The following is a 24,966-nucleotide window of genomic DNA, read 5'->3' as shown; positions in this document are numbered from 1 at the left end:
CCGCCGCCGTATCCGGTGGTCGCGGCGGGTGTGACATCAGCAGCGCCTGCGGTGGCAAGGCTGCTGCGGGTGGTTTCGGAGCTGCCGCAAGGCGCGGTGATCCTGCCCGATCTCGATCTCGCGCTGCCTGATCCTGTCTGGGACGCGCTGGGGGCGGCGGGCAATCGCGAGCGTCCGGACGGGCCGGTCTTCGCGCGCGGGGATGTGGCGACGCATCCGCAGTATCACTTGAAGCTGCTGCTGGCGCGCATGGGCGTGGCGCGGGGGGAAGTCTCGGCGTGGCACCGCTCCGGCCCTGCCGCCGCGCCGCCCGAGCGCAGCCGCGCGATTTCCAATCTGTTCCTGCCGCCCAAGGCGAGCACGGTGTGGGCGCAGCTTCCCGCCGAGGCACGCAGGCTTTCGGGTGTGCGGCTGATCGAAACGGCGCATCCCGAAGAGGAAGCGCAGGCCGTGGCGGTGCTGGTGCGGCAGGCTTTGGCCGAGCCGGAGAAACGCGTCGCAGTGATTACGCCCGACCGCGATCTCGCGCAGCGGCTTGTCGCGCATTTGCAGCGCTGGGGCATCGATGCCGATGATACGGCGGGCCGTCCATTGTCGCAGGCGCCGGCGGGGCGGGTGCTGTTGCAACTGGCAGAAGTGGCCGCGACGTCCGCCGCGCCGGTGCCACTGCTGGCGCTGCTGGGCCATCCGCTGGTGCGGCGCGGGGACGGGCGTGCGGCGTGGCTGGAGCGGGTGCGGCAGCTTGATTTGGTGCTGCGCGGGCCGCGTCCCGGCCCCGGGCTGGAGGCCGTGCGGAACGCGGTGGCGGCGAGGGAGAAGGACTTTCCGGGCCTTGGCGCATGGTGGCAGGAAGCGGCGGTCATGCTGGCGCCGCTGGTTGATGACGCCGCGCCGCCGTCGCTCGCCCTCGGCCTCGATACGCTGGCGGAAGCGGCGGAAGCGCTGTGCGGGACGGCGATCTGGGGCGAGGCAGACGGGCGAGCGCTGGCGGCGTTCATCGAGCAGTGGCGCGAGGCGGCGCAAGACAGCGCACTGCCGGTGGAGCCTGCCGATCTGCATGCGCTGCTGAGCGATGCCCTGTCCGAGATCGCGGTGCGCCCGCCCTATGGCGGCCATCCGCGCCTTGCGATCTACGGCTTGCTTGAGGCGCGGATGAGCCGGGCTGATCTCGTGATCTGCGCCGGGATGACCGAGGGCAAGTGGCCCGCCTCGCCCGCGCCCGATCCGCTGCTCGCACCGGCGGTCCTGCGCGCGCTGGGCATTCCGGGGGCAGATTTTCGCATCGGGCTTGCCGCGCACGATCTGGCGGCTGCGCTGGGGGCGCCGGAAGTGGTGCTCAGCCATGCCTTGCGCGATGCGGCGGGGCCGGTGATCCCCTCGCGCTTCCTCTTGCGGATCCGGGCGATGCTGGGACGCGAGCTGGAGCCGGAGGCCGAGGCTGTCCGCATCGCGCGGGCGCTCGACAAGGCGGAAGCCGCGCCGCCTTATCCGCAGCCCGCGCCCCGGCCCAGCGCCGAGCAGCGCCGGGTCAGTATTGCCTCGACTGCGCTCGACCGGCTGCGCGGCGATCCCTACCAGTTCTATGCTTCGGCGATCATGGGGCTGCGCACGCTCGATCCGCTCGATGCCGCGCCGACCCCGGCGTGGCGGGGTACGCTGGTCCATGAAGTGCTGCAGCGCTGGCATGATGGCGGGAGCAAGCGGGGGGCGTTGCTCCCGCTCGCCGAGCAGACCCTGGCCGAGATAAGCGCGCACCCGTTCATGCGCGGGCTGTGGCGGCCAAGGCTGCTGGCGGCGCTTCAGTGGGTGGAGGACTACAACGCCGAGCTTGCCCTGCAAGGCCGCAAGCCGGTGCTGTGGGAAGAGACCGGCGTGACCGAGATCAAGGGGGTCAAGCTCCATGGCCGGGCCGACCGCATCGACCGCCTGGCCGATGGCACGCTGGCGGTGGTCGACTACAAGACCGGCAAGCCGCCCTCGGGGAAGATGGTGGAGGAAGGTTTTGCGCTGCAGCTGGGCCTCGTCGCGCTGATTGCGGAGCGCGGCGGGTTCGAGGGGCTGGGCGGCAAAGTCCATCGCTTCGAGTATTGGTCGCTGCAGAAGAAGGCCGATGCATTCGGTTATTGCGAGGAGCCGGTGCCGGAGGGGCGCAAGAAGACCGGTCTGCCGCGCGAGACGTTCGTCTCCGAGACGCTGCGCTTCCTGGGCGAGGCCATCGACAAGTGGCTCCTCGGGAGCGATCCCTTCACCGCGCGGCCCAATCCGGACCTGCCGGGCTATACCGACTATGACCAGTTGATGCGGCTCGAGGAATGGCAGGGGCGGGAAGGGAACGCCTCATGAGCAAGGTCTTTCCGCTCAAGGACAACCAGCGGCTTGCGGTGCAGCCGGAGCGGACCGTGTGGCTCTCCGCATCGGCGGGGACGGGCAAGACGCAGGTGCTGTCTGCCCGCGTGCTGCGGTTGCTGTTGCAGGACGGCGTTTCGCCCGATCAGATCCTGTGCCTGACTTTCACCAAGGCCGGCGCGGCGGAAATGGCGACGCGCGTGAACGACGTGCTCGCGCGCTGGGTGCGGCTGCCTGATACCGAGCTTGCGCTGGAGCTGGGCCATATCGGCGCTTCGATGGGACCGCAGACCGTCGCCCGCGCACGCAGCCTGTTTGCCGCCGTGCTCGATTGCCCCGGCGGCGGCCTGCGCATCGAGACGATCCATGCGTTCTCGCAGTGGCTGTTGGGCGCTTTTCCTGCGGAGGCCGGGCTCGTTCCCGGGACGCGGGCGATGGAGGACCGCGACCGCGATCTGCTGCTGCGCGAAGTGCTGGCGGACCTGCTGATCTCCGCGCAGGAGCAGGGCGACGAGGCGCTGTTTGCCGCGCTGGAAGACCTCAGCCTGCGCATGGGCGAGGATGCTGTGCCTGCCTTCCTGCTGCGCTGCGCTTCCGCGCATGGGCTGTGGGAAGGGCCGGGGGCATGGCAGCCGCCGCTGCGGCCGCGGATCAACCGCCTGCTGGGGCTGGATGCGGAGGAGGACGGAGGCGGCCTCGCCGATCTGGTGCGCGACAGCGTGTTCGATGTGCGCGCGGTCGAAGTCTGCATGGAGGCGAACCGGCGCTGGGGGGCGCGGACCGGGCTTGATGCGGCGGCGGTCATGCAGGACTGGCTGGAAGCAAGCCCCACCGCGCGCATGGCCGGGCTTGATGGATTTGCCGAGGTGTTTCTGACCAAGGCGGGCACGCCGCGTTCCTCGAAAAATCTCCTGAAGCACGAACCGGCTTACGATGAGTACCAGCTCTGCGTGATCGAGGACCTGCAGCGCGTGCAGGAAATGCGCGCGCTGGTCGATCTGGCGGCGCGGCTCGATCCGGCGCTTACGCTGGGCCGCCGCTTCGCGCTGGCGTGGGCGGAGGCCAAGGCGCGCGAGGGGTTTATCGATTTCGACGACCAGATCCGCGCGGCGGCCGATCTCCTTACGAAGCAGGCGCCTGCCGAGTGGATCCGCTACAAGCTCGACCGGCGCTTCGACCATATCCTTGTCGACGAGGCGCAGGATACCAACAGCGCGCAGTGGCGGATCGTGCTCGACGGGCTGGTCGGCGATTTCTTCAGCGGGGAAGGGCAGCGGGGCGATGTGAACCGCACGCTGTTCGTGGTCGGTGATTACAAGCAGGCGATCTTCGGTTTTCAGGGCACAAGCCCCGAAAACTTTGCCGCCGCACGCGAGCGGGTGCAGCGGCAGTTGGACGAGCTGTCCGAAGTTACCGCCGACCCCGCAAGGGCATTGCTGCCACTTGGGCTGGGCCGGTCCTACCGCACGGCCCATTCCGTGCTAGCCTTCGTCGACCGCGCGATCCAGGCCATCGGGCCTGACCGGTTTGGCCTTCCCGATGCGCCCGAGCAGCATCAGGGTGACAAGGAGCGGCCCGGTCTGGTCACGCTGTGGAAGCCGGTGGGCGGCGCGGCGGACGAGGAGGACGATACGCCGCCGGGTGAGGGCGACGAGGGTGCCGAGACGTGGCTCTCGCGTCCGGACCGGGTGATGGCCGATCAGATCGCGCAGCAGGTCAGCGAATGGCTGCGGCGCGGTTTCCCGCTGCACAAGGGCGGGCCGCGCCGGGCTACGCCGGGCGACATCATGGTGCTGGTGCGTTCGCGCAAGGCGCTGGCGGGGCTGATCGTCGCGCGGCTGCACGCGCGCGGGGTGCCGGTGGCGGGGGTGGACCGGCTGCGGCTCGGCGCGCCGCTGGCGGTGAAGGATCTGGTCGCCGCGCTGCGGTTCTGCGCGCAGCCGCTCGATGATCTCAACCTCGCGGCGCTGCTCGTCTCGCCGCTGGTGGGCTGGTCGCAGGACATGCTGCTCGAGCATGGCTACCGCGCCAAGGGAGTGCGGCTGTGGGATCACTTGCGCAAGACCGAGGGGCCTGCGACGTATCCGGCAATGGAGCAACTGCGCGGCGTGCTCGCGCGCGCCGACTTCGGCACCCCGGCGCAGCTGCTGCACTGGCTGCTGGTCGGTCCGTGGCAGAGCCGCCGCAAGCTGGTCGCGCGGCTTGGCGCGGAGGCCAATGATCCGATCGACGAACTGCTCAACGCCGCGATGGCCTATGCAGGCGGGCAGACGCCCAGCCTTGTCGGCTTCCTGCAGTGGTTCGATGTCGGCGACGGAGAGTTGAAGCGCGAGGCCGGGCAGAAGGCCGATCTCGTGCGGGTGATGACGGTGCATGGCTCGAAGGGGCTTGAGGCGCCCATCGTGATCCTTGCCGATGCCTGCGCCGATCCGGACAAGTCGAACCCGCGCGGGCTGAGCCTGACCGAGCAGGTGGTCGATGAAGCGCGCACGGTTCCGCTGCCGCCCTTGCGCAAGGCCGAGCAGGCGGGGCCTGTGCGCGAAGCGGCGGAACGCGCGGCGGCGGCGGAGCGCGAGGAGCACTGGCGCTTGCTCTATGTGGCGATGACGCGGGCGGAGGAAGCGCTGTTCATCGGCGGGGCGCTGGGCGGCAAGGCCAAGACGGTGCCGGAGGAAAGCTGGTACGCGCAGCTGGCGCCGCTGTTTGGCGATCCGGACGGGCCATGGCGCGACGATCCGATCTGGGGGGCTTCGCGCCAGCTTGGGGGGCTGGGGCCGTTGCCGCCGGCCATTGCCGAGGTGCCGCCTACGTCGCAAACCGATGACACGTTGCCTGCTTGGCTCGATGCGGCGCTCCCGGCCGAACCCCGACCGCCGCGCCCGCTTGCGCCGTCAGGGCTCGGCGAGGCGGACGATGCGCCCGATCCGCCGACGCGGCCCGGTCCGGCAGCGCGGACTGCTGCACGGCGCGGGACATTGCTCCACAAGCTGATCGAACGGTTGCCCGAGCTTGCCGCCGAAGCGCGCGCGAGTGCCGCGCGGGGCTGGCTGGCGCGCATGGCGGGCGAGTTCCCGGCAGAGGAGCGTGACGTCATGGCCGAGGCGGCGTTGCGCGTGCTGGCTGAACCGGCTTGGGCCGAAGTGTTCGGGGCAGGATCGCTGGCCGAAGTGCCGATTGCGGCAGTGGTCGGCGAGCGAGTCGTGAGTGGCACGATCGACCGGCTGCTGGTGCAGGAGAGCCGCGTGCGCATCGTCGATTTCAAGACCGACCGCCGCCCGCCGCAGGATATCGGGGACGTGCCCATCGCCAGCTTGCGCCAGATGGCGGCCTATGTCGCGGCGCTGGAGGTGATCTATCCCGGGCGCCGTGTCGAAGCCGCGCTGCTGTATACGCACACGCCCCGGTTGATCGAGCTTTCGGCTGACGTCATCGCTGCGCACAAGCCTGCCCTTCAGGCCGCGCAGGAAAGCTTTTAGCGCTCTTTCTTGCGCGGCGCGCCAGACCGCTTACATACCGGATCAACCGATAGGAGTTCTCTGCCATGGCCACCAAAGCCGTTACCGATGCCAGCTTCGCTACCGACGTTCTGGGCGCCGACAAGCCCGTGCTTGTCGACTTCTGGGCAGACTGGTGCGGCCCCTGCAAGATGATCGCCCCCGCGCTCGAAGAGATTTCGGAAGAGCTCGCTGACAAGGTCTCCATCGTGAAGATGGACATCATGGAAAACACCTCGATCCCCGGCGAAATCGGCGTGCAGTCGATCCCGCTGATGGTGCTGTTCAAGGACGGCAAGGCGGTCGCGCAGAAGCTGGGCGCCGCGCCCAAGAGCCAGCTCAAGGGCTGGCTGGAGAGCGTTCTTTAAGACAGCGGCTTGGCAAGGCCGGAACGGGGTGCAAGACTGCCGGTTCGCAGTTTGCACCCAGTTCCGGAGCCTTGCCTGATGTCTGTTTCTGCCTCTCGCCGGTTTGTCCCTCTGTTCGCGGCGGCGCTGCTAGCCTCCGCCATGCCGATTGCCGCTGCGGCCGCCCCCGATGGCGACAGCGCCGCGATCGCGCGGATCATCGATGAGGGCATGAACCGCAGCGAGGCGATGACCACCGCCTCGGCGCTGATGGACCGCATCGGTCCGCGCCTCACCAATTCGGAGAACCATCGCAAGGCGGAAAGCTGGGCGATGGACCTGCTGCGGCAACGCGGGCTTGCCAATGTGCATGTCGAGCCGTTCGACTTCGGCGTGGGCTGGAACCTCGACAGCTATTCGGTGGCCATGGTCACCCCGCGGGCGCTGCCGCTGACGGCGATTCCCGTCGCGTGGTCGCCGGCCACCAGCGGCACGGTGCAGGCGCCGGTCGTCATCGCGCCGATGTCGCGCGAGGAGCATTTCGCGGAATGGAAGGGCAAACTGGCGGGCAAGATCGTGCTCGTTTCGCTGCCGGGCCAGACCAGCGAAAGCAAGGGGCCGGTGTTCCAGCGCTACACCGATGCCGAGATCGCCGAGCTTGATACCTACACCAAGCCTGTGTTCGATCCGGACGCGGCGGCCTTGCAGGTGAGGAACCGCCGCTTTTTCGGCAAGCTCGCGGCGTTTCTCAAGGCCGAGGGCGCGCTCGCAGTCGTCAAGATGAGCTACCGCGATGGGAAGCTCGTCCACGGCGAAGGCTATGATTTCCAGCCCGGCCAGACGCTTGCGCTGCCCGCCGTCGAGCTCGCGCAGGAGGATTACCGCAAGCTGGTGCGTCTGGCGAAGACGGGCGCTGCGCCGACCATCGCGATCACCGTCGCGGCGCGCTATGACGAAAGCAATCTCAAGGCCGAGAACCTTGTCGCTGAGATTCCGGGGAGCGATCCCAAGGCGGGCTACGTCATGGCCGGGGCGCATTTCGACAGCTGGATCGCAGGCGACGGCGCCAACGACAACGGTGCGGGCAGCATCACGGTGCTGGAGGCGGCGCGGCTGATTTCCAGGCTCGGCGTGAAGCCCAAGCGCACCATCCGCTTCGTGCTGTGGAGCGGCGAGGAGCAGGGCCTGCTGGGCAGCCGCGCCTATATCGATCAGCACTACGCGAGCCGTCCGGTCGATCCCGCGCTGAAGGGCATCGACAGCTATATCGCGTGGCGCAATGCCTTCCCGATCACGCCGAAGCCCGAATACAGCCAGCTCAAGGCCTACTTCAACATGGACAACGGCTCGGGCCGGTTCCGCGGCATCTACAGCGAGGGCAATCTGGGCGCGGAAAAGCTGCTCAAGGAATGGCTCAGCCCCTTTGACATGCTGGGTGCGGACAAGCTGGTGGTGAGCAAGACCGGGGGCACCGATCACGTGTTCCTGCAGGCGATCGGGCTGCCGGGCTATCAGTTTATCCAGGACCCGCTCGACTATGACAGCCGCGTCCACCATTCGAACCTCGATACCTTGGACCACATGCGCGCGGACGACATGCGGCAGGCGGCGGTGATCATGGCCGGGATGCTGTGGCAGGCCGCGAACAGCGACAAGGAACTGCCGCGCGCCGTCCTGCCGACGCAGCCTGCCCCGACCGATCCGTTCAAGGTACGCGATCCCTCGCAGTGAGTGTTGGGTGAGGTCCGGGGGGGCTTGGTAAGGCCCCCTCCTTGCCCCGCTCACCCTGAGCTTGTCGAAGGGTGCCAGAACCACGGTGACTCAAGATGCTTCGACAAGCTCAGCATGAGCGGGGTTTTGGATGGGGCTCGGGTGTGTCAGTCTGCCGAACTGTGCTTCACAAACGTATCGAACAGTGCGGGCGAAGAGGCTGCAAACAGGCCCTTTTGGCCGTGCTGGTCGGTCCGGTAGGCAGAGCCGTCGGGCCGCGCTGACTTGCCCCCTGCTTCGTTGACGAAGAGCACGCCCGCCGCGTGGTCCCACGGCAGGGTGCGCTCGAACACCGAGATATCGTTCACCCCGAGGACGAGGCGGGGGTACTGTTCGGCGGCGCAGCGCGGGATGTCGACGAGCGTGTAGTGGGGGGCGATGCGGGCCTGCACGGCGGCGCGCTGCGCGGGATCGAGGAAGACGGTGCTGATTGCCGCGATGGGTGGGGTTTCGCCGGTGGTGCGGGCAGTCACGCGCTCGCCGCCCACGAACGCGCCCCGGCCTTTGTGCGCGATGCAGAGGCGGTCCTGCAGCGGATCGTAGATCCACCCGCTTTGCGTTTCGCCGCCGTCGCTGAGCGCGAGGATGATGCCGAAGGGCGGCTTGCCGGCGGCGAAGTTGTTGGTGCCGTCGACGGGATCGATGATCCAGCACAGGCCGGTATCGAGCCGCGACATGAGGGCGGGATCGGCGTGGACGGCTTCTTCACCGACGATGGCCGCTTCCGGCAGGATTGCCGCGAGACCTTCGGCGAGCAGGGCTTCGGCCTCGGTATCGGCAATCGTGACCATGTCGTTCGCCGCCTTGGCGATGACTTCATGCTCGGCCAGTGCCTGATAGCGCGGCAGGATGGCCTCCCGCGCAACGCGGCGCATCAGGGCGGCGACGGCGGTATCGAGCGCGGTGCTCACGAGCGGTAATCTGCGTTGATGGCGATGTAGCCGTGGGTGAGATCGCAGGTCCACACCGTCGCGCGGCCCTCGCCGAGGCCGAGATCGACTTCGATGCTGATCTCCTGACCCTTGAGATGCGCGGCGACGGGGGTTTCGTCATAGTCCGGCAGGGGCTGGCCCTCGCGCGCGGCCCAGGTGCCGCCGAAGCCGATGGAGAGGCGGTCGCGGTCCGCGGGTTCGCCAGCCTTGCCGACGGCCATGACGACGCGGCCCCAGTTGGCGTCCTCGCCCGCGATGGCGGTCTTGACCAGCGGCGAGTTGGCGATGGCGAGACCGACGCGGCGGGCGCTCTCGTCGCTGACAGCGCCGGAGACGGCGACCGCGATGAACTTCTGCGCCCCTTCACCGTCGCGCACGACGAGGTGGGCGAGCTGGCGGCAGACATCGTGCAGCGCGGCGGCGAAGGCGTCGGCGCCGGGGCTGTCCGCCGAGACAAGCGGGGCGTTGCCGGCTGCACCGGTAGCAAAGGCAAGGACGGTGTCGCTGGTCGAGGTGTCGCTGTCGACGGTGATGCACGAGAAGGTGCGCTGGTTGGCGTCCGAGAGGCAGGCCTGCAGGAACGCGGGATCGACCGCGGCATCGGTGAAGACATATCCGAGCATGGTGGCCATATCGGGCGCGATCATGCCGGAGCCTTTGATGATGGCGCTGAGCGTCACCTTGACGCCGCCGACCATGGCGGTGGCGGTCGCGCCCTTGGCGAACGTATCGGTGGTGCCGATGGTGTTGGCGGCGTCTTGCCATGTGCAAAGCTTAGCCTGCAGCGCCGCCTCGATCCCGGCGCGCGCCTTGTCCTTGGGGAGCGGCACGCCGATCACGCCGGTGGAGGAAACGAAGACCTGCTCGCGCGGGCAGCCGATGTGACCGGCGACCTGATCCATGATCGCCTCGACCGCCTCGCGCCCGCGATAGCCGGTGAAGGCGTTGGAATTGCCGGCATTGACCACCAGCGCCCGCGCGCGGCCTTGTGCCACGTTCTGGCGCCCGAGGTCGACTTCGGAGGAGCAGCAGATATTGCGGGTGAACACCCCGGCCACCGCCGTACCCTCGGCGAGTTCGACAAAGGTCAGGTCGCAGCGGCCCCAGTCCTTGTACCCGGCGCGGGCGATGCGCGGGGTTGCTCCGGCGATCGCGGGAAGCGCTGGGAAGGGCTGGGCGAGGGGGGAGATGGCGTGGCTCATGGCCAGCGGCCCTAGCGCGCGGAGCGGCGCGCTTCAATAAATCTGCGGCGCGGTGGTGGACGTTCTTCGCATTACCGCTTATCTGGCGCCTCGATGCGGCTTCTGCTCGTTCTTCTTGCCCTGCTTTCGGGCCTGTCGCTTGCCGAAGTGACGGCGTCTTCTGCGCGTGCGGAAGTGGTCGGTTCGGCGGCGGGCTCGGTCCTCGTGGCAAATGCGGAGCAGAAGGCCGTTGCAGCGCATGCAAGGGCACAGCGCCCCACCTGCCGACGGCGCCTCATCCGCACCGTCTTGGTGCCGGTGCTCGCCTTTGGCCGCACGATCAGCATCGAGATCTGCGACCGTCCGCTCGAATAGAGCGCGGCTTCCATACACTTGCCGCGTCCGCCCAAGCTGCGGACCTATGACCGGCGCGGCACACCCCGCGCATCCCATTCTACAACAGGAATCCAGCCATGCTCGGCAGCATTGCCAAGGCCATTTTCGGGTCGTCCAACGATCGTTACGTCAAGTCGCTCGACAAGATCGTGCGCGCCATCGCCGCTTATGAGCCCGAAATGCAGGCGCTTAGCGACGCGGAACTGCAGGGCCAGACCGCCAAGCTGCGCGCCCAGCTGGAAGCGGGCAAGACACTCGACGACATCCTGCCCGAAGCCTTCGCCACCTGCCGCGAAGCCTCGCGCCGCGTGCTCGGCATGCGCCATTTCGATGTGCAGATGATCGGCGGCATCGTGCTCCATCGCGGCGAAATCGCGGAAATGCGCACCGGCGAGGGCAAGACGCTGGTGGCGACGCTCGCGTCCTACCTGAATGCGATCGAGGGCAAAGGCGTCCACGTCGTTACGGTGAACGACTACCTCGCCCGCCGCGACGCGGAATGGATGGGCCAGATCCACAAGTTCCTCGGTCTGACGGTCGGCGTGATCGTGCCCAACATGAACGAGTACGAGCGGCGGCAGGCCTACGAGGCCGATATCACTTACGCCACCAACAACGAACTCGGCTTCGATTACCTGCGCGACAACATGAAGCACGAACGGTCCCAGATGGTGCACCGCCCGTTCAACTTCGCGATCGTCGACGAAGTGGACTCGATCCTGATCGACGAGGCGCGCACACCGCTGATCATTTCGGGGCCGACCGACGACAAGAGCGAGCTCTATGTCTCGGTCGATGCGGTGGTGAAGCAGATCGATCCCTCGCTCTATGAGGCGGACGAGAAGACCAAGAACATCTCGCTCACCGAAGACGGTGTCGAGTGGGTCGAGCGCAAGCTGGAGGAGGCCGGGCTGCTGGTCGGCTCGAACCTCTACGATGTCGAGAACACGATGGTGGTCCACCACCTCGACCAGGCGCTCAAGGCGAACGTCATGTTCAAGCGGGACATCGACTACATCGTGAAGGACGGCAAGGTCGTCATCATCGACGAGTTCACCGGACGCATGATGGACGGGCGGCGCTGGTCGAATGGTCTGCATCAGGCGGTGGAAGCCAAGGAAGGCGTGCAGATCGAGCCCGAGAACCAGACGATGGCCTCGATCACCTTCCAGAACTACTTCCGCATGTATCCCAAGCTTTCGGGCATGACCGGCACCGCCGCGACCGAGGCGCCGGAATTCTTCGATATCTACAAGATGAACGTCGTCACCATCCCGACCAATGTGCCGGTGCAGCGCATCGACGAGGAAGACGAGTTCTACAAGAACACCACCGACAAGTTCCAGGCGATCGCGAAGCTGATCCGCGCGCGGTACGATACCGGGCAGCCGGTGCTCGTCGGCACGGTCTCGATCGAGAAGTCGGAAATGCTGTCCGAGTTCCTCAACAAGGAAGGCGTGAAGCACAGCGTGCTTAATGCCCGGTTCCACGAGATGGAAGCGCATATCGTGGCGCAGGCGGGCCGGATCGGCGCGGTCACCATCGCCACCAACATGGCCGGGCGCGGGACCGACATCCAGCTCGGCGGCAATGCCGAGTTCCGCATCGAGGACGAGCTGCGCGACATGCCGGAAGGGCCTGAGCGCGATGCCGCGATTGCCCGGATCAAGGCGGAAGTCGCCGAGGAGAAAGCCAAGGTGCTTGCTGCCGGCGGGCTTTGCGTGATCGGCACCGAGCGCCACGAAAGCCGCCGCATCGACAACCAGCTGCGCGGCCGTTCGGGCCGTCAGGGCGACCCGGGGCTTTCCAAGTTCTACCTCTGCCTCGAGGACGACCTGCTGCGCATCTTCGGGCCGGATACGCTGTTTGCCCGCATGATGAATTCGAACCTCGCGGACGGCGAGGCGATCGGTTCGCGCTGGCTCTCGAAGGCGATCGAGACCGCGCAGAAGAAGGTCGAGGCGCGCAACTACGATGTGCGCAAGCAGGTCGTCGAATACGACAACGTGATGAACGACCAGCGCAAGGTGATCTACGAGCAGCGCGCGGACATCATGGATGCCGAGGCGGTGGACGATGTCGTGCTCGACATGCGGACGGACACGATCAACGCGATTGTCGGCGATGCCTGCCCCCCGGGCTCGTACCCCGAGCAGTGGAACGTTCCGGCGCTGGCGCAACGCGTGGGCGAGGTGCTGGGCCTCGAGCCGCCGTTCGACGCGTGGCTGGCGGAAGACGGGCTGGAGCCGGAAGTCATCGAGGAGCGCATCGCCGCGCTCGCCGAGGCGAAGATGGCGGCCAAGCTGGAGACGGTGGAACCGGCATCGTGGCGCAATCTGGAGAAGTCGGTGCTGCTGGAGCGGCTCGATCACCACTGGAAGGAGCACCTCGCGACGCTCGATGCGCTGCGGCAGGTGGTGTTCCTGCGTGCCTATGCGCAGAAGACGCCGATCAACGAATACAAGCAGGAAGCCTTCGGGCTGTTCGAGAAGATGCTCGAAGTGATCCGCGAGGACGTGACGCGCATTCTCATGACCAGCGAGATCCGCATGAGCGCGCCGGAGGACTTCCAGCTGCCCGAACTGCCCGACTTCCTCACCAGCCATATCGATCCGCTGACCGGCGAAGATGATGCCCGGCCGGTGCCGGCGGGGCAGCTGTTTGGCACATTCACGCCGCCGATGGCCGGTTCGGGCGCGCTGGCGGCGGCGGGTACGGATCCCTATGCGGGGATGGGCATCAGCCGGAATGCGGCCTGTCCGTGCGGGTCGGGACAGAAGTACAAGCACTGCCATGGCGCGCTGGCCTGAGGCCGGGAGCTGCGATCCGGGGTACGTGGCTGGCAGGAGCTCCGTAGCTCCCTTACGTGTCTGGCACGAGTCTCGGACGCCAAAGAACCGTAACGGACTGATTTGTTGCGGTATATTGCCGCCCGGGCTGGCGTCCGGGCCTTTCGGTCCGGTTTGCCATCTTCGCTCCAACAATCTCCGCATCGGTACCGATTTGGTGCAGTTGTGCGAAAAGTCACTGGTAAACAGGGCCTTACCGGTACGCACATCCTGTTTGACTCTTCGACTCCGCGCTTGCTACGGGAAGAGAAAACAAGAGAATGGGGCCGCGAGGACCGCCGCAGTATGAACAAGGGTCTCGGCAATGCGAGAGGGGGAAAAAGGCGGCAAACGAAAGGGCCTCGCGGTCCTTGGGGGCTGGGTGGCCAACGCCCTCGCCCTGGCGTTCTGCCCGGTCCTGGTTCCAGTCACCGCTTTCGCACAAGTCAGCACCCCGACGATTGCCGGACCGAGCCGTGACGAACTGGGCGGGATAACGCGCGCGCCTTCCGTTCAGGCGCCACGGCTCTCTGTTTCCGGCGGGATCGAACGGTCGGGCTGCCCGCTGGCCGATCCGCAGTTCGCCAAGATCACCACCACCATCACCGCCGTCACGTTCAATGGCCTCAAGGGCGCGACGGCAGAGGACATGGAAGCGGCGTGGAAGCCCTATGCGGGAACGCCGCAGCCGATTGCCGTGCTCTGCGAGATCCGCGATGCGGCGGCGACCATCCTGCGCGCCAAGGGCTATCTGGCTGCGGTGCAAGTACCTGTCCAGCGGATCGAGAACGGGCAGGTGCGGCTTGAAGTGCTCTATGCCCGGATCACCGCGATCCGCGCGCGGGGTGAGACACGCGGGGCCGAGCGCAAGCTGATGGCCTATCTCGGTCGGCTGACGCGGGACGATATCTTCGACCGCAACAAGGCCGAACGCTATCTGCTGCTGGCGCGCGATCTGCCGGGCTACAATGTGCAGCTCACCTTGCGTCCGGCGGGTACTGCGCCAGGTGACTTGATAGGTGATGTAACCGTTCTGCGCCAAGCTGTTACCGCCGACTTCTCGGTCCAGAACCTCGCTTCTGCCGCCACCGGGCGCTGGGGCGGCCAGTTGCGGGTGCAGGCCTTTGGCATCACCGGGATGGGGGATGCGACAACGCTCTCCTATTATTCGACGTCCGATTTTCGCGAGCAGCGGATCTTTCAGGCGAGCCACGAGTTCCGCCCTGGCAGCCAGGGCCTCGTGGTCGGCGCTTCGCTGACATATGCGTGGACGCAGCCCGATCTCGGACAGGCGGCCGGCGGCGCAAGGCTCGATGCGCGGACCTTGCTCGCGAGTCTCTATGCGCGTTACCCGCTGGTGCGCTCGCAGGCTGGCGATCTCTGGCTTGGCGGCGGCTTCGATCTGCTCAACCAGGACACCACCTTGATCCTGCCGCTCAGCCGCGACCGGCTGCGGGTGTTCTGGGCGCGGCTTGATTTCGACCGGATGGATTTGTCCCGCGCCGAACCGGCATGGCGCCTCGATGGATCGCTGGAAGTCCGGCAGGGCGTCGCCGCGCTGGGAGCCTCGCCTTCGTGCCTCGGGATTGCTTGCGGCAGCCGGGTGCCGACGAGCCGCTTCGATGGTTCTCCTGCCGCAACGTTGGTGCGCGCCGAGGTGGAATACGAACGCGCGCTGGGCCGCTTCGCGCTCGTGGTCCATCCGCGCGGGCAGTATGCGTTTCGGAAAGTGCTGGGGTTTGAAGCCTTTGCACCGGGAAACTACACGGTTGGACGAGGCTATGATCCCGGCATCATCACCGGTGACAGCGGAGTCGGCGTGGCGACCGAATTGCGCGGGCCGCGCCTGCCGATCGGGCGCGGCAATGGCCCGGTGGTCCAGCCTTTCGCGTTTGTCGATGCCGCGTGGGCGTGGGATCGCGGCGCGGGCAAGCCGCAGCGGCTGAGTTCGGTCGGCGGCGGGTTGCGCGCGGATTTGGGCAGCCGGTTCCGGCTCGATGCCAGCGTCGCTGTCCCGCTTGACGCGGCGGGGTTCAACGGCCGCAGGCCGGCGCCGCGCGTGCTGGTTTCGCTGACCACGCGTCTCTTGCCGTGGGGAGGCCGCTGATGCGCCCGAGCTTTGCCAGCGCCGCTTCGCTGCTCGCGATGGCCGCGATCCTTGCCTCTGCTCCGATGGCCGCCCGGGCGCAGTCGTTCAACGCGACGGGCACGATCGTCGCCGGGGCCGGGTCGATCATCACCGGAGCGGGCACCACCACAGTCGCCACCAATTCGCCGAATGTCGTGATCAACTGGTCGCCCAACGATACAGTGATCGGAGGCGGCCCGATCGACTTCCAGACGGCAGGCACCAGCGCGCTGTTCACCAATCAGGATGCCACGGTGCTCACGGTGCTGAACCGGATCGTGCCCAATGACGTGACCCGTCCGATCGTGTTCAACGGCACGGTCAGTTCGCAACTCGTCGATCTCGGCACCGGCGCGATCAGCCGGGGCGGGACCGTGTTCTTCTACAGCCCCGGGGGCATTCTCGTCTCCTCGACGGGTGTGTTCGACATCGGCAATCTCGTGCTGACGGCCTCGGACCTGAACTACGATACCGCGACCGGCGCCTTCGGAACTGCGGGAACTTTCACGTTCTTGCCGGCCAATGCCGGCAGCCGGGTCGAAATCCAGAAGGGCGCGCAGATCAGGGCAGGGCTCACCAATGCCTATGTCGCACTGATCGCGCCCAAGGTGGTGCAATCGGGCGCGATTGATGTGGACGGGTCGGCCGTGATCGTCGCGGCGGATGCATCGACGATCACGTTCCGGCCCAATGGCCTGTTCGATATCCAGATCGATCAGGGCACCAGCGCGGTGGGTGAAGTGGTGACCCATGACGGCACGATCACCGGGCCAGTGGGCACGATCAACACCGCGCACCGGGTCTACATGGTTGCCGTGCCGCGCAACGATGCCATCACGATGGCGATCAAGGCGGGCAGTTCGCTCGGTTTCGACGTGGCGGGCGCCGCGGATGTCGATGGCAATGCCGTGGTGCTTTCGGCGGGCTACGGCGTGACCGGCGGGGCGATCGATCTGGTCCGTTCTGCGGCGGGCGGTGCTGTCCGGGCGGCGCTTGCCGTGGGCGCGATCAGCGCGACGTCGCAAGTGACCGGCAAGGCAACCGGGCAGGCATCGCTGACGGTGGACAGCGGGAACACATCGAACTTTGCTTCGAACCTTTCGCTTTCCGGCGTGCGTGATCCCGCGGCGGCGACGGACGACGGCGCGTTCATTTCGGTCGGTGGTGTGGGGTCGACGCTCGATCTCACAGGCAATCTGCAACTGACGGCGCTGGATGCCGGACAGGTTGCGGGGGCGGCGATCACCGACAGCGGGAATGCTTCGGTCACGGTGGATCAGGGCACGCTGACGGTAGGCGGTTCCGCCACGATCAGCAGTGCCCGCGCCCCCACGGTCGATCTCGATGCGCTGGCCGGCACCGCCGCGCTCGCGGCACGCGGCGGCGCCACGGTCGGCGTCGGCGGCGATCTTACCATATCCGCAAGAGCTGAGGGCATTGCCGGGGGTACTGCCGGTCCCGCAGCCCCGCCGACCGGTCCCAACGCGGGCACCGGCGGCACGGCGCAGCTGTCGCTCGAGGGCGCCTCGACGGTGACCATCCGCGGCAATCTGCTGCTCGATGCCAGCGGTGTCGGAGGCTCGGCATTGCTCGACGGACTGGTCGGGGCGAGCGGCACCGGCGGGCAGGCCCTTATCGACGGGAAGGCGGGCGGCGGCACGCTCGGCGTGGGTGGTGGCACGACGCTTGATGCGCGCGGTTTCGGCGGTGACGGACAGCGCTGCATTTCCTGCACGGTCGAGGGCGGCACCGGGACGGGCGGCAGCGTGAGCGTGATTGCCGCGTCGGGGGCGACCTTTACGCTGGATGGTTTGCTCGGGCTCGATGCTTCCGGGCGCGGCGGTTCGGCGGCGAAGGATAGCGGCAAGGACGGCGGCGCGGCACAGGGCGGCAGCGCGTTTGTGCGCTCGACCGGCGGCCGGATCAGCACCGCGCAGTCGCTGGTCGTGCGGGCCGAGGGCCTTGGCGGCGCCGGCGCGACCGTGAACGCCTTTGCTTCGGGCTTGCCCGGTTCGGGCGGGACCGGCGGCAGGGGGACCGGCGGCGCGGCCGGGCTCATCGCCGGCGATGCGAGCGCAATCGGTGGCGGCGGGCTGATCTCGTCGGTGAGCGACACCGTTGTTTCGGCCCAAGGCATTGGCGGCCTCGGCGGCAACGGCGGAGACGGTCTCGGCGGCACGGCAGCGGTTTCCGCGCGCAATGGCACGGTCACCGGCTCGGCGCTCGTGGTGCGTGGAGACGGGATCGGCGGGAGCGGCTTCAATGGCGGCAATGGCGGTGCCGGGCAGGGCACTTCTGCCGATGTGATCGCCTACAGCGCGCTGGAAGGCGATGCGAAGGTGACGTTCCTCGGCGCCAGCGTGAGCGCGCGCGGCGATGGCGGAACGGGCAGTTCGCCGGCCTTCTTCGATGCACCCGGCGGCGCAGGCGGCAATGGCACCGGCGGCAGCGCGCGTGCGCTGGCCGAGGCGGGCAACGGCGCGCTGAGCCTGGGCGAGACCAGCATCAATGCGAGCGGCAATGGCGGCAATGGCGGCGCCGGCTTTACGGTGTCGAGCATTCCGATCACCGGCCAGAACGGCGGGGCTGGCGGGACCGGGAGAGCAGGGACCGCGCAGATCGGGGTGGTGAGCGGGCTCGATACCGGGGCGGTCAACACCGGATCGGCCGACTTTGCGCCTCTATCGGTCACTGCCCGCGGGACAGGTGGTAGCGGCGGCGCGGCGAGCGTGGGCGCCTCGACACCCGGCGCCGCTGGCAATGGCGGCGTTGGCTATGGCGGCGGCGCGAGCCTTGTCGCGCAGGGCGGCAAGGTTACCATCGCCGCGCCTGCACTGGTCGATGCCGGTGGCATCGGCGGCAGCACAGGTCTGGGCGGCACGGCCGGAAATGGCTTCGTCGGTGATGCGGGCGGCGCGCCGTTGCCGCTGGGCGCGCGGCTCGAAGTGGGCAGCCGCAGCGGGCAACCGGCACAGAAGGGCGCGCTGGTCGCCACCGATCTGACGTTCAGCGCCTCTGCCGAGACGGGCAAGGGCGGCACGCCGGGCAATGCCACCGTGCTGGGTCGGCCACTGGCCTGGCGGATGAGCGGCGGGACCATCGATGCCGGGAACATGAGCTTCCTTGCCGTCGGCACACCGACCGCCACCGCACCGTCCTCCGACATTGCGCTGGCCGGAGGCAACACCACGCTGACCGGCGACCTCAGCTTCGTGACGCCGGGGACCCTCACCGCGTCGCTCGACGCCGCCGATGTGCGGGCCGTCAATGTCACGCTGACGGCGGCGGACTGGCTCGAAGGACTCGTACCTGCAGGAGCCGCCGGGACGCTGTTCGGCAGCGGGTCGGTGGCGCTGGGCACGTCCGGCAATCTCTTCGGCCATCTGTCGGCCAACAGCGGCGGTGCGCTCAGCCTGACCTCGGCGGCGGGTCTGGTTCGGCTCGATGACCTGACCGCGGTGGGGGATATCGATGTCACCGCGAACACGACGGTAACGCTGGGCAATGTGCAGGCGGGCGGGTCTGCCCTCATCACCGCGCCGGGCAATGTGACCGTCGGCAATGTCGGCGCGGCCGGTTCCGCGACCGTGAGTTCGCAGGCGGCGCTGGTGACCGGCGGGGTCAGCGCGGGCCAGAGGATCAGGCTCGATGGCATCGCCAGCCTTCTCTCGGGTGGACCGATCGCAGCCGGTGACAGCGTGCTGCTCAATTCCGACGGCACGCTCGGCGCGGGTGCGGTCTCGGCCGGTCTGGTGAGCCCTTCGGCACTGCCTGGCGCGACGTACAGCGTTACCGTGCTGGGTCGGGGCGGGATCGCGCTGGGCGATGTGGGGGCGAGGGGCGATGTCGCGCTGCTCTCGCCGAATGCGATTGCGAGCGGATCGATCAGCGGCAACGAAGTGGTCGTGCTCGGCGCGGGCAACCAGCTGCTCGGCGGGATCACCGCAGCCGGGCGGGTGCTGCTGGCGGATTACGAGATGGCTGGCTTCGGCGGCAATCCGCTCGTCTCCTACAATCTCGCCGGGGTATTTGCGCAGCCGGCAATTGCCACGAGCGGGCTGATCAGCCTGTCGGGCCCGACCAGTGCAGGACAGCTGACGGCGCTGACGCTGGGCAGCATCATTGTGCAGGATGTGACGGTGCAGGCGGCGGGCGCCGCGAACGGCACGGTCAACCTGCAGGCGGGTGCTGCGCTGGGCACGGGCGCCGTTCGGGCGAGCGGACGGATCGATCTGCAATCGGGCACGACGATGACCACCGCTTCCGCCACTGCCGGCGATGTGCTGGTGGCGAGTGCCGGCGGCGCGCTGACAGCGGGCGATCTTGCAGGCGTGGGCGGGGTGACGGTCACCGGCCTCGGCGCGGTAACGACCGGGCTGCTGTCGGCTACTGGCGGCAACGTGGCGGTCACGGCGGCGGGTGATCTCGCGACCGGTGCGGTGACCGGCGGCGGTACGGTCCAGCTTGGCGGGCGCAATGTGCTGGCCGGCGCCGTCGATGGTGCGGCGGTGACCATGGCGGCGAATGGCACGCTGGGGTTCGGTAATGTCTCGGCGCGGACCGGCACGGTGTCCGGAAATGCGAGCGGCACGATCACAGGCGGAGCCATCACCGCCGCCGACACGATCCAGCTCGGCAATAGTGCGGGAGGTGTGACGCTCGGCAACCTTGCTGCGGCGAACACGGTCCTGATCAATGGAACCGGCAATGTGCAGATCGGCAATGCGAGCGCGGGGCTTGGCACGGTCGAGGTGCGGGCCAACGGCGGATCGCTCACGGCGAACGCCGTGACCGCCGCCACCGATGCTGCGCTGATCGCGGCAGGTGATATTGCGCTGGACGCGGTGCAGTCACGCGACATGGTGCTGCTGGCGGGCGGAAGCATCCGTGCGGATCGCCTTACGTCGCCGAACGGCCGCATTCTTGCCGCCGGCAATGGTTTGGCGGCTGCGGGCGGCACCATTGGTGCGTTCAACTTTGATGCCGTGTTCGCGCAGCCGCTCGTAGCTGCGGGCGGTAGTCTGACGCTGGTCGGAGCGGCCACGGGCGCCACGTTTGCCGCCGCGGTGGCAGGTGATGCGGCGACGCAGGGCATTTCGGCCACTCGCAGTATCTTGGTCGATGCGGGCGGTACCGCGCGGCTTGGCGGCGTGTGGCAATCGCCGGTGATCGAACTGCGCGCCAGCGACCTCGATCTGCCGACGGGTGCCGGCCTCAACGCGGGTCTCACGGGCACGATCACGCTGGTCTCGCGCAATGCGGCGGGCCTGCGCATCGGCGACGGGCTCGATGCCAGTGTCGTGCCGACCAGCGGTTTCTCGCTCGACAACGGGGAATGGAGCCGGATCAACAGCGGTTCGTTGTTCGTTTCGGCGCCTGATGTGTCCGGGCCGGTCGATATCCTGATCGGCAAGCTCGATATGACCGGCCCCGATGCTGGGAGCACCATCGACGATCCGCTGGGGGCCGTGCAGTTCACCACCGGCGCGGCGGCTGCCGGGACATTCGGCGGGACGATCCGCGTCGCCGGTGCTCTAGCCACCACCGGTTTCCGCGCGACCAACGCGCTGGTCTTCCGCACCGGGCAGTTCCAGCTCGCCTCTGACACGGGCAGCATCGCGGTGCAGGGCACGGGCGGGGCACTCTCAGGGACCTTGCGTATCAACGCGCGCGATATTCATGTCGCGGCAGGATCGCTCCTCGCACAGTTGGCTGTCGATCCGTTCTTTGCCGGCGTGGAGCCTGCGCTCGATCAGGTCAGCGCGGGCGGCAATGGGCCGGTGCTGCGCGCGGGTGCGCTTGATTTCACCGTGGGCCGCAGCTTCTATATCCAGCGGACCGGCGCGGGCTTCGATCCGCTGGGCTTCGAGGAACCGCTCGATGCTTTCAGGGTGACGCAGGCAAGTGCCGCACCGATTGCCGTGATCATAAATGGTACCTTCCGCACCGCCACGGGCCTTGTCAGCGGGGCGGCCGCCTGGCGCCAGTTCAAGGCCAGCGGGTTCGATTTCTCGGGCTTCACCGCCGACAGCCGCCTCAATGGCTGCCTGCTGACCGCCCTGACCTGCGGGGTGAGCCTACAGCCCGATCCGGGCATCCGCACGATCATTGAATTTGTCGACAAGCCGATCCTCGACGACGCGCCGCTTGACCCCGAGAACCCGCCGCCGCAGAGCAAGGACGCGATCGTGCCGCCGCCGCTGCTGCTGCCGGTCCAGCCCGATGCCTTGCCGGGCCAGGTCGACGAGCCGATCGCCGGCAGCGGCAACCCGGCGCTGATCGCGGGTGGCGGGCTGGAAGGAGCGCGGCCGTGAAGCGCGTGCTTGGGTTCCTCGTCTCGCTCGCTGCCTTGGGGAGCGGGTTGGCGCCGGTCGATCTGGCTGCCCGTCCTGTGCCGCTTTCGGTACGCAGCAACTTCCGGCTCGGTTCAGCGGGCGTGGTCTGCGCAGCGCAAGTCGCCCCGCGGGATACCCGGCTGCGCGGCATGTTCGACCGCGCGTTCACCTTGTCGTGCCGTGATGCGGCAGGGCCGGTCGGCACACTGGTTGCCGTGCGCCGCGCGTTCCCGATCGACGCGCCGCCTGTCGCCGGGATTGCCGCCGCCGCTGGCCCGCAGCAGGTCTGCGGCGGGACTGGACGCGCGGTGATCGATGCGCTCGGCGGGGTGGATGCGATGATCTGCCGCGATCCGGCGAGCGGGCTCGACTACCGCCGCTATGCGCTGACGCGCGGCGACACCAGCTACTATGTCGAAGGGCTTGCCGCCTACGACGCCGCGCTGCGGCTCGCGCTGGCGAGCGTGGTGCTGGGCAAGGTGGTCCCCGGCGAGATCAGGGTGGCGACGACCGAAGTGACCGATGCGGCGGCCTTTGCGCGGCTGCAGGCTGGGCTGCTCGATCCGCTCGGCGTGCGCGGCGAGGGCTATCTGCGCAACAACGGCAGCAGCTTTGCCGAATCCGCGGCGTTCTTCGAAGTGCTCGCCGAAAAGGCGCGCAGCGAAAAGGGCGAGCAGGCGGACATGGCCGAAGCGCTTGCCAACGAAGGGTTGCAGCAATCGAACCTCGGCAATTTCGCGGCGGCGGCGCGGCTGTTTGGCGAGAGCGAGCGGGCGCAGCTGGCAGGGGACGGGCTTGGCCAGCGCCTGCTGCGCAACTACCGCGCGCTCGATCAGCTCAACCAGCGCCGTCCGGATGCGGCGGCAGCGGAACTGGCCCGGCCCGTCGATCCGGCGAACGCGGTGTTCGACAGCGCCAGGCTGGCCGACGGGGTGATCAACCTGCCGCTGGCCGATGCGATCAACCGCGAGAACGCGGCGACCCGGCGCATGGGCGTGCCGGACCCGTCGCTGACCCGCATGGAAAAGGTGCAGATCCTTGACGGGCAGGCGCTGGCGATCGGCGCGACGGCGGCGCGGATGGCGGGCCGCACGGAGGAAGCTGCCAAGGGTTTTGCCGAAGCGCGCACGCGCCTCGCTGTGGTGCGCGGCGGGCAGGTCGGTTCGATCATCTGGCTCTCGGCGGAAATCGACATCGAGATGGCGCGGATAGCGGGTGCTGCCGGGCGCAAGAGCGAAGCCGAAGCGGGCCTTGACCGGGCGATCGCGGCGCTTGAAGCGGCCTATCCCTCTTCGCCCGCCGTGCTTTCTGCCCGGGCGCGCAAGGCTGCCTTCCTGCTCGCCGCGGGCGAGCACGATCAGGCGGCGAAGCTCTTTGCCAGCGTGGTCGATGACAGTGCGGCGATCCCTGACAGCGGCACGACCCTGCGCGACTTGCTGGCGCCCTATTTCGCGCTGCTGGCAGGGCAAGGCAGCGATCCCGTGGCAAGCGCCGCTCCTGCCTTTGCAGCCGCGCAAGTGCTGGAACGCCCCGGTGTTGCGCAGACGCAGGCCATCCTCGCGCGTCAGCTCGCTGCGGGCAACGATGCGGCGGCCGCGCTGTTCCGCCTCTCGCTCGCGCGCAGCCGCGACATCGTGCGCGCCGAGGGTGAAGTGGCCCGGCTCGGTGCGCTGGCCAAGCCCAGTGTGAGCGAAAGCGCGGACCTTGCCGCACAGCAGGAAGCGCTCGCCGGCCTGCGCCGCGAACAGACCGAAATTCTCGCCAAACTGGCCGCCTATCCCCGCTACACCGCGCTGGCGCCCAAACGCGTAGCCCTCGCCGAAATGCAGTCCGCGCTGAGGCCGGGCGAGGCCTACTACAAGCTCGTGGCGGTCGGTCAGGACCTCTACGGCCTCTATGCCACGCCTGCCTTGGCGCGCCTGATCCCGGTGCCGCTTTCGCGCACGGATCTCGCGCGCGAAGTGCAGAAGGTGCGCGACAGCATCGTCACCGTCGAGAACGGCAAGGCGGTCAACCGGCCCTTCGATCTCGACCGGTCGCGCGCGCTCTACAAGGCGCTGTTCGGCCCGGTCGATGCCGAGTTGGCCCAAGTGCGCCACCTCGTGTTCGAACCCGATGCGGCGATGCTCCAGTTGCCGCCTGCGGTGCTGGTCGCGTCCGATGCGGGGATCGCCGCCTACAAGGCGCGTACGGCGGACATAGATGCCGATGCCTTCGACTTCACCGGTATCGCGTGGTTCGGGCGTGGGAGGGCCATTTCCATCGCGGTGAGCCCGCGCGCCTTTCTCGATCTGAGAGCCCTCGCGCCCTCGGCGGCGCAGCGCCCCTATCTGGGCCTCGGCAGCAATGCCATCCCGCAGCAACGTCCGGTGGCGGCGGTCGCCGACAGCTGCGACTGGCCGCTTACCCTGTGGCAGCACCCGGTAAAGGCAGATGAATTGCTGTTCGCCGCCAAGACCCTTGGCGGCGCGAGCGTGGTCAAGACGGGATCGAGCTTCACCGATACCGGCCTGCTGGCCGATCCCTCGCTGGATCAGTACCGCGTGCTCCACTTCGCCACGCACGGGCTTGTCTCGGCGCCGCGCAAGGACTGCCCGGCGCGTCCCGCGCTGGTCACCAGCTTCGGTGCCAAGGGTTCTGACGGATTGCTGACATTCCGCGAGATCTTCGATCTCAAGCTCGACGCCGATCTCGTGATCCTTTCGGCCTGTGACACCGCGGGCATGGCAACCGTGGCCGCGAGCCGCGAGGCGGGCGTGACAACGGGCGGTAACTACGCGCTTGACGGACTTGTCCGCGCCTTCACCGGCGCGGGGGCCCGTGCGGTGATCGCCAGCCACTGGCCGGTGCCCGATGATTTCAACGCCACGCGCCGCCTGATCGGAGGGCTGATCGCGGGCAAGAGCGGAGAATCCGTGGGCGAGGCGCTGGCCGGCGCGGAGGCTGCATTGATGGACGATCCGCAGACCTCGCACCCGTTTTACTGGGCGGCGTTCGTCGTTGTCGGCGATGCCGCCAAGCCCGCGATGACGGCGGCGCCCCTGCGCTGATCCTGGATGCCGGGCATAACTGCGCCGGGGGCTGGACCTTGCCCCTTCGCTGGTGCAATATATGGTCATGAGATGAGGTCATGCGCGCGAGTCATGGCCGTGGTTTCATGAGGACAAGCCCCGGTCACGATGACCGGCCAAGCAAGAGGAGAATGCCGC

The 24,966-nt window shown here is 68.2% G+C and carries 11 protein-coding genes; 9 read left to right on the top strand and 2 right to left on the bottom strand.

The genetic code is table 11. The features are described from left to right. From addB to IP83_RS01505, 4 genes are all read left to right on the top strand, one after another. On the top strand, window positions 1-2,343 hold a 2,343-nt coding region (addB, locus tag IP83_RS01520), incomplete at its 5' end, for a double-strand break repair protein AddB (RefSeq protein WP_082364409.1). Beyond that, the gene (addA, locus tag IP83_RS01515) at window positions 2,340-5,822 is read left to right on the top strand and encodes a double-strand break repair helicase AddA (protein ID WP_156309527.1); all 3,483 of its coding nucleotides are present in this window, start codon (window positions 2,340-2,342) and stop codon (window positions 5,820-5,822) included. The genes addB and addA, both read left to right, overlap by 4 nt. Before the next feature lie 65 nt (window positions 5,823-5,887). After that, a complete protein-coding gene (gene trxA / locus IP83_RS01510; RefSeq protein ID WP_054120442.1) occupies window positions 5,888-6,208 on the top strand; it encodes a thioredoxin in 321 nt (106 codons plus the stop codon). A gap of 78 nt (window positions 6,209-6,286) precedes the next feature. After that, entirely contained in the window at window positions 6,287-7,918 is a 1,632-nt protein-coding gene (locus IP83_RS01505; RefSeq protein ID WP_054120441.1) for a M20/M25/M40 family metallo-hydrolase, read from the top strand. Between the two features lie 146 nt (window positions 7,919-8,064). Here IP83_RS01505 and IP83_RS01500 read toward each other — a convergent pair whose 3' ends face one another. Beyond that, window positions 8,065-8,868: an inositol monophosphatase family protein gene (locus tag IP83_RS01500; protein WP_082364408.1), complete on the bottom strand. Its 804-nt coding sequence runs from the start codon at window positions 8,866-8,868 to the stop codon at window positions 8,065-8,067. Next, complete coding sequence (argJ, locus tag IP83_RS01495; RefSeq protein ID WP_054120440.1) at window positions 8,865-10,091, bottom strand: bifunctional glutamate N-acetyltransferase/amino-acid acetyltransferase ArgJ; 1,227 nt, start codon at window positions 10,089-10,091, stop codon at window positions 8,865-8,867. Before argJ ends, IP83_RS01500 begins: the two co-directional genes overlap by 4 nt. A 93-nt stretch (window positions 10,092-10,184) precedes the next feature. On the opposite strand from argJ, the gene IP83_RS01490 reads away from it, so the two are divergent. The 5 genes from IP83_RS01490 (at window position 10,185) to IP83_RS01470 (ending at window position 24,807) form a co-directional block, all read left to right on the top strand. Beyond that, a complete protein-coding gene (locus IP83_RS01490) occupies window positions 10,185-10,445 on the top strand; it encodes a hypothetical protein (protein WP_054120439.1) in 261 nt (86 codons plus the stop codon). A 98-nt stretch (window positions 10,446-10,543) separates the two neighbouring features. Next, on the top strand, window positions 10,544-13,276 hold the full coding sequence (secA, locus tag IP83_RS01485; protein WP_054120438.1) for a preprotein translocase subunit SecA: 2,733 nt from the start codon (window positions 10,544-10,546) through the stop codon (window positions 13,274-13,276). Between the two features lie 343 nt (window positions 13,277-13,619). Then, window positions 13,620-15,401 carry a ShlB/FhaC/HecB family hemolysin secretion/activation protein gene (locus IP83_RS01480; RefSeq protein ID WP_054120437.1) on the top strand — a complete coding sequence of 594 codons (1,782 nt, stop codon included), beginning with the start codon at window positions 13,620-13,622 and terminating at the stop codon, window positions 15,399-15,401. Then, entirely contained in the window at window positions 15,401-21,736 is a 6,336-nt protein-coding gene (locus tag IP83_RS01475; RefSeq protein ID WP_054120436.1) for a hypothetical protein, read from the top strand. Before IP83_RS01480 ends, IP83_RS01475 begins: the two co-directional genes overlap by 1 nt. Next, on the top strand, window positions 21,733-24,807 hold the full coding sequence (locus tag IP83_RS01470) for a CHAT domain-containing protein (protein WP_054120435.1): 3,075 nt from the start codon (window positions 21,733-21,735) through the stop codon (window positions 24,805-24,807). Before IP83_RS01475 ends, IP83_RS01470 begins: the two co-directional genes overlap by 4 nt. Window positions 24,808-24,966: the final 159 nt, after the last annotated feature.

It is taken from the genome of Novosphingobium sp. AAP93 (assembly GCF_001296055.1).
In the GTDB taxonomy this organism is placed as follows: domain Bacteria; phylum Pseudomonadota; class Alphaproteobacteria; order Sphingomonadales; family Sphingomonadaceae; genus Novosphingobium.
This window is presented reverse-complemented; position numbering and strand designations above follow the sequence as displayed.